5 protein-coding genes are annotated in these 6,061 nt (G+C 51.1%); all 5 read right to left on the bottom strand.

The window, feature by feature from the left end:
• Positions 1-134: 134 nt before the first annotated feature.
• Positions 135-1,841: an N-acetylmuramoyl-L-alanine amidase gene (locus QZP87_RS14135; protein WP_291323567.1), complete on the bottom strand. Its 1,707-nt coding sequence runs from the start codon at positions 1,839-1,841 to the stop codon at positions 135-137.
• A gap of 83 nt (positions 1,842-1,924) precedes the next feature.
• The gene (gene glmS / locus QZP87_RS14130) at positions 1,925-3,748 is read right to left on the bottom strand and encodes a glutamine--fructose-6-phosphate transaminase (isomerizing) (RefSeq protein ID WP_291323566.1); all 1,824 of its coding nucleotides are present in this window, start codon (positions 3,746-3,748) and stop codon (positions 1,925-1,927) included.
• A gap of 4 nt (positions 3,749-3,752) precedes the next feature.
• Positions 3,753-4,388, bottom strand: a complete 636-nt coding sequence (locus tag QZP87_RS14125; RefSeq protein WP_291323565.1) for an XTP/dITP diphosphatase — start codon at positions 4,386-4,388, stop codon at positions 3,753-3,755.
• 334 nt (positions 4,389-4,722) lie between these two features.
• Positions 4,723-5,562: a ThiF family adenylyltransferase gene (locus QZP87_RS14120; RefSeq protein WP_291323564.1), complete on the bottom strand. Its 840-nt coding sequence runs from the start codon at positions 5,560-5,562 to the stop codon at positions 4,723-4,725.
• A gap of 3 nt (positions 5,563-5,565) precedes the next feature.
• The gene (locus QZP87_RS14115) at positions 5,566-5,790 is read right to left on the bottom strand and encodes a MoaD/ThiS family protein (RefSeq protein ID WP_291323563.1); all 225 of its coding nucleotides are present in this window, start codon (positions 5,788-5,790) and stop codon (positions 5,566-5,568) included.
• Positions 5,791-6,061 lie beyond the last annotated feature (271 nt).

Here is a 6,061-nt window from a genome sequence, read left to right as displayed (position 1 = left end):
TCGAAAAACGTTCCCACGCAGAGCGTGGGAACGATAAGAGAAGAGTTATTAACCCCACTCTATGCCATCGGCGTCTGCACAAAACGAGAAGTCAATACTATTGTAAAGATTATTTCTACTTACTGCCTAAGCGCCTAATCAAGTCTTGCAAACTTCTCGATCTTATCCCTGTATGCAATCACACCTCTGGTGAGTCCACGGGCCATATACCGCATGAAATCATCATTCTGCATCAGGCGCATATCGGTTTGGTTGGTCATATAGCCCATCTCAAGCAGGATGGCGGGCATCTGAGCCCCCATGAGAACATAAAAAGGGGCCTGACGTACTCCGTTACTGCTCAAATCGGTAAACATTCCGCCCACACTGTCCATGGTGTCCTGGTGCACCTTATTGGCCAGTTCCCGGGATTCGCTGATCTTGGAACTCAGCATGAGGTCGGTGAGAATGTATTGCAGATCTGATATCTTCTGAGTGGAGACAGCGTTTTCTCTGGCAGCCACCCTTTTGGCGTCTTCACTCTGGGCAAAATTGAGATAGTAGACCTCGAATCCACGAACATTAGGGTTGGGATGAGCATTGGCATGCACAGAGATGAAAAGGTCGGCTTTCTGGGAGTTGGCCATGGCGGTTCTTTCTTCCAGCGGGATGAATACATCCTCTGTCCTGGTGTAAAGCACATCGAAACCTTTCTGTTCCAGCTTGCGCCCAAGTATCTTTGACATTCTCAGGACGATATCCTTTTCTTTGAAATTACCTGCCACAGCTCCCGGGTCCCTGCCGCCATGTCCGGGATCAATCATTATTGTCTGGATCTTCAGCCCAAGCTGTTCCAAAAGACTGCCGGCAGAAAGCCTCGCCCGTTCGGGATCCAATGTTATTTCCGGCTCGCCTTCTTTGGTCTGCAAAACCTGTGGTTCTTTGGGGGAGTAAACATCAACCACAATCCGGAAAGGATTTTCCAGGGCAAAAACCCTGAAATCATCAAGTGTCTCAATGTCAAGAACCACCCTTGATTTATCCCTGGTGTGCTGAGCTGATCTGATACGGCTTAATATTCCGTCGGCTACATTTTCTTCATTGGCTACACTATCACTCTGCCTGGTTTCCTCCAGGTCGATAAAAAGGCGATGTGGAGTTCCCAGATCAGGATCCGGTTTTAAAAGCTTGTGATAGTAATCAACCGGGGAATCCAGGTCCAGAACTATGCGGGTGTATTCATCAGAGCTCCAGTGCCGTATATCAAACAGTTCTGCGGATCCGGTCTCGGTTTTGGACGGACTGGGCGTTACTCTGTCAAGGCTGTCAGATAAGGGTCTTTCCAGAAGGGGCCTGTCCTGCAGAACCGGCTGTGAGGCACTTTCGAGTTCTGATTCCATCTGCACCTCGCCGGAGGCCTGATCTCCCTTAATCTTTTCGAGGTATATCCGGTCAAGAATCCTCAGTTGTTCCTGGGCCTTTTCTGTTTTGGATGTATTGGGGTGGTTGTATACCACCCTCAGGTATTCTATATATGCCTGGTCCGTCTCCCGGTGATGATTCAAGAAAAGTTCGGCCTTGCGGTACTGAGCCCTGCCAGCATAGTCGCTGGTAGGCGACTCCCGGATCGCCTTTGTGTAAAATTCTTCGGCATGTTCGAAATCAGATGGCAGAAAGGATTTGCCGCCGAGTTCATGATAAGTTCGACCCAGATAATAAAGGGCCTTTGCTTTTTGCTCTGCAGACTCTTCCTGGTCCAGTGACCTTTGAAACTTTTCTGCCAGGTCCAGCCAGTAAGATCGGTACTGGTTTCGTTTGTCGTCCTGAATCAGGGCCTGCAGTTCCTTTACGGTGTTCTGCATGCCGGCGCTCAATGAGTGCGCGGAAAAAAAAGTCAAAATGCATGCAGCAAAAATGCAGTAAAAAATATTTTTTAACATCATGATTATTCCACGGTTACACTTTTGGCCAGGTTTCTGGGCTGATCAACATCTTTGCCCAGATAGACAGCCATTTCATATGCAAAAAGCTGCAGGGCCGGCAGAACCAGAAAGCTGTTTAAGGGGTCACCCAGTTGAGGTATCTCCCACTTCTCATCTATTTCTAATTGCACACCCGGATTGGTCAAGGCAATAATTTTTCCTTTGCGAGCCCGGACCTCCATAAGGTTGGAACCTATTTTGTCCAGAAGGAAATTATCCAGGGCCAGTGCAAATGTAGGTACTTCCGGCTCAATTAGGGCTATAGGGCCGTGCTTCAGTTCTCCGGCGGGATATCCCTGGGCATGGATATAAGAAATTTCCTTGAGCTTGAGGGCTCCCTCCAGAGCCAGAGGGTAATATATTCCCCGCCCCAGAAAAAAGAAGCTCTGGGCCTTTGAGTAGTGGGGGCAGATCTCCTGTGCCCTTTTCTGCATTCCCGGAAGCTGGGTGTCCAGGGTGAATGCAAGGCTCTCCAGGGTGCCCAGACTGGCCATCATATCCCTGGGGGTAATAACATTCCTGGACTGTGCCCAGTACAGGGCCAGAATATAAAGCATCACCAGCTGGCTGCACATGGCCTTGGTGGAGGCGACACTGATCTCGGGTCCGGCCTGGGTATAAAGCACCCTGTCGGACTCCCTGGCTACGCTTGAGCCCACCACGTTGCAAAGCCCCAGTACCGGAAGACCCCTCTCACGGACCATACGCTGCCCGGCCAGTGTATCGGCTGTTTCCCCGGACTGACTGATACTTAGATACAGGGCCCCTGGTTCATCAACCAGCTCCTTGTACCTGAATTCCGAAGCGATTTCCACATTGACAGGTATGCGAGCCAGGCTTTCCAGCACGTACCTGCCCCAGAGTCCGGCATGGTAGGATGTGCCGCAGGCCATTATGTGCAGCCTGGACGGGACAGGCAGCCCTTCAAGTTCTGACAGGTTGACCCGGTATTTCTTGAAGTCCAGCCTGCCTGCCAGGCAGTCAGTCAAGACCTGGGGCTGCTCAAATATTTCCTTGAGCATAAAGTGCTTGTATCCACCCTTCTGTGCGGACTGCACGTCCCAGTCAATCCGCTGGATCTGCTTGGAAACCGGCTCAAGATTGGATAAGTCATATACCGTCCATTGCCCGGCATCCATCTCAACAAGCTCGCCGTCTTCCAGGAAGACCACATTCCTGGTAAAAGGCAGGAAAGCAGGTATATCAGAGGCCACAAAGTTTTCCCCGGTACCTGCACCCAGTATCAGTGGGCTGGCCTTCCTTGCAGCCCATACCTTGCCTTCGTGGTTTCTACTGATCAAGGCGAATGCGTAGGATCCCTGGACCTGAGACAGGCTCCAGGCCAGCGCCTGCCGTATGGAAGAATGCTGGTTCAGGGCATGTGATATAAGGCAGACCATGACCTCGGTGTCGGTCTGGGAGCGAAAGGTACAGCCAGTGCCTATAAGCATGGCTTTAAGCTGCTGGTAGTTCTCAATGATGCCGTTATGAACAAGAGCCAGGTTGTCATGGACGTCCAGGTGGGGGTGTGCGTTGGTTTCATTGGGAAGTCCATGGGTGGCCCACCTGGTGTGTCCGATACCCGACGTGGCATGCAATACCTGTGGTCCCTCCAGTTTCTGCTCCAGGAAGTGCAGCTTGCCTGCGGCCCGGAACAGGTGCAGGCGCTCTAAGTGACAGAAACAAAGTCCGGCTGAATCATATCCCCGGTATTCCAGGCTTTTGAGGCCCTGAATGATAACAGGCACTGCAGGTCTGTGACCGGTATAAGCAATAATTCCGCACATAGTTTCAGGCTCCCTGAATATTTATTTCAGAGATGAAGTCTTCCCACCTCTGCATCAATATCTTAAGCGCCTGTCCCCGGTGACTGAGGCTGTTTTTCAGATCCCCATCCATTTCAGCTGCAGTCAGGTTCTGCTCAGGATCATAAAACAGCGGATCGTAACCAAATCCACCGTCTCCACGTGGTTCATCGAGGATCAAGCCCTGCCATTCACCTCTGACCTCAAGTCTGTGTCCATTAGGAGCGTATGCACATAGAACACAGATAAACCGGGCTGTCCTGTCACGCCCTTGAACATGCTGCATCCGCTGCAAAAGTTTGCGGTTATTGTCCCGATCTGTGGCATTATCTCCAGCGTATCTGGCTGAATAAACACCAGGTTCTCCATCAAGTGCTGGTACTGCCAGACCTGAATCATCAGCCACGGCAATTTCTCCAGTGATCATAGCCACAGTTCTGGCCTTGATGAGCGCGTTTTCCTGAAAGGTTGTCCCGCTCTCGGGTATCTCCGGGATATCCGGGTAACTATCCAGTCCTGTCACCTCCAGATCAGGCCGGACAGTTGACAGTAATTCTCTGAGCTCTGCAATCTTGCCCTGGTTGCGGGTGGCAAGCACGACTTTTAGTTTTTGATTGTCCATGTTGATTCCGCAGAGTGTTAAAAGCTGACATTTTGACCGTTGCTTGAGTACTCTTGTCTGACAGGATAATATGTTTCTACAGGAAATTGCAAGAACTTTCGTTCATTTTCAAAGATAGATCCTACGCGGGATTTGTCCGCCTCCCTGAGATGTAACCATTCGGAGGGTCCCTGGTGGTGACTGTTGGCAAAAGGCCAGGGGGAATGTACCCTGGCCGGTATCTGCCCACCTTGAATGATAACATTTTTTGAGAAAAGTGCAGGCACGGGCCTTACGAGCCGGAAGACTGGGCTGCAAGCCGTGTCACGTACAAAGCGTTTAACAGATACAGCGCCTAGAGTTCCAGGAACTGGAAACTGCAGGCCCCCATTTCAGCGAAAAAAACCCTGTTTCTAAGGCAGGAAGACTGACCGCTCAGAATGTTTATGGCTTCCCTTGTCTGCATGGCGGCTATGATACCAACTGTAGCAGCCACGTTGCCGAGAGTGATTTCCGCTCCATCATCAGGTTCAGCCTGCCAGAAGGCTGCCGGACTGTTGTCCCCTGGATAAACGGTACAGGCCAGGCCGGTATTGCCGGCCACAAACCCTGTTACGAGTGTACGTTCATGTGTCTGGGCTGCCTGCAGCAGATCCTGCCGGAACTGCACTCCGCCCAGGCAGTCAATGACAAGGTCCACACCAGGGAGTATATCCGGCAGGTCCTCTGGTGTCAGGTATCGGCTGCAGGATGTGAGCCCGACTAAGGGATTAATCCCTGCGACTCTTGCCAGAGCGGCATCCACCTTGGATTTGCCTAGATTGTGCATGTCCGACAGGAGCTGACGGTTGAGATTACTTTCTTCAAATACATCGCCGTCTGCAACCTGTATCTGTCCTGTGCCGCTTCGAGCCAGCAGTTCCAGTACATATCCCCCCAGACCTCCGGCCCCCACCAGAAGAACCCTGGAGCGGGCCAGGGAAAGCTGCATTTCCAGGCTGATTGTGCTGTAGTTTCTGATATAGTTCTGGGGACAGATCATGTTTTCCAGGGCCTGGATCTGGGCTTGCCAGGGCTCCAGGCCGCATTCCTCAGCAATCTGCAAAAGCCCGGGCACTGAAATGCAGGCAAAGGGGTAGTTGTCCTGGAAATGGCTGTTACTATGCAATGTTTGAGTAAAGTCCAGTCCGGGCATAAATCAACCTCCGCCTACCGCCGGGAATATGCCCACCCGGTCCTGGTCATTCAGGGGGTTATCAGGGTCTGAGCTTTTGCCGTTTATAAAGATGATTTTGACATCATCTTCAGGAACCTGCAGGTATCGAATGAGGTCCCTTGCAGTTGAACCCTGTTCAACTTCCAGGGTTCCGTCCTGTGGGGTGAACCGGGCAAGGGTTGCATAGCAGGATACTTGAATTTGCATGTCGTAAGCCTCATAATATGGTTTGGGGTTGATAGGTCCGATATCAAGAATTACTTTCCTGGTCCAAGTATGATTTGCCTTTTAGCAAATGGGATAATATAGTGTAAAGCTATATAAGTTATCTTGTCCGGGGATGTATCTGTTCAGCGAGATTAAGGAAAGCAGGGGACAGGCACCCCCGCACTGATTTTTCAGTAAGGATCTTTACATCAGCTAAAAATCAGTGCGGGGAGAGCCAGTCCCCATGCCTCATCGTTCAGCGCGATTAAGG

It is taken from the genome of Desulfonatronospira sp. (assembly GCA_003563255.1).
In the GTDB taxonomy this organism is placed as follows: Bacteria; Desulfobacterota; Desulfovibrionia; order Desulfovibrionales; family Desulfonatronovibrionaceae; genus Desulfonatronospira.
The sequence above is the reverse complement of the archived record's forward strand: the minus strand, read 5'-3'. Positions and strand labels throughout refer to the sequence as shown.

Coding starts and splice junctions, on each gene's coding strand:
- QZP87_RS14135 (WP_291323567.1), bottom strand. CDS start 1,841: ATGCAGAACACCGTAAAGGAACTGCAGGCCCTGATTCAGGACGACAAA.
- glmS (WP_291323566.1), bottom strand. CDS start 3,748: ATGTGCGGAATTATTGCTTATACCGGTCACAGACCTGCAGTGCCTGTT.
- QZP87_RS14125 (WP_291323565.1), bottom strand. CDS start 4,388: ATGGACAATCAAAAACTAAAAGTCGTGCTTGCCACCCGCAACCAGGGC.
- QZP87_RS14120 (WP_291323564.1), bottom strand. CDS start 5,562: ATGCCCGGACTGGACTTTACTCAAACATTGCATAGTAACAGCCATTTC.
- QZP87_RS14115 (WP_291323563.1), bottom strand. CDS start 5,790: ATGCAAATTCAAGTATCCTGCTATGCAACCCTTGCCCGGTTCACCCCA.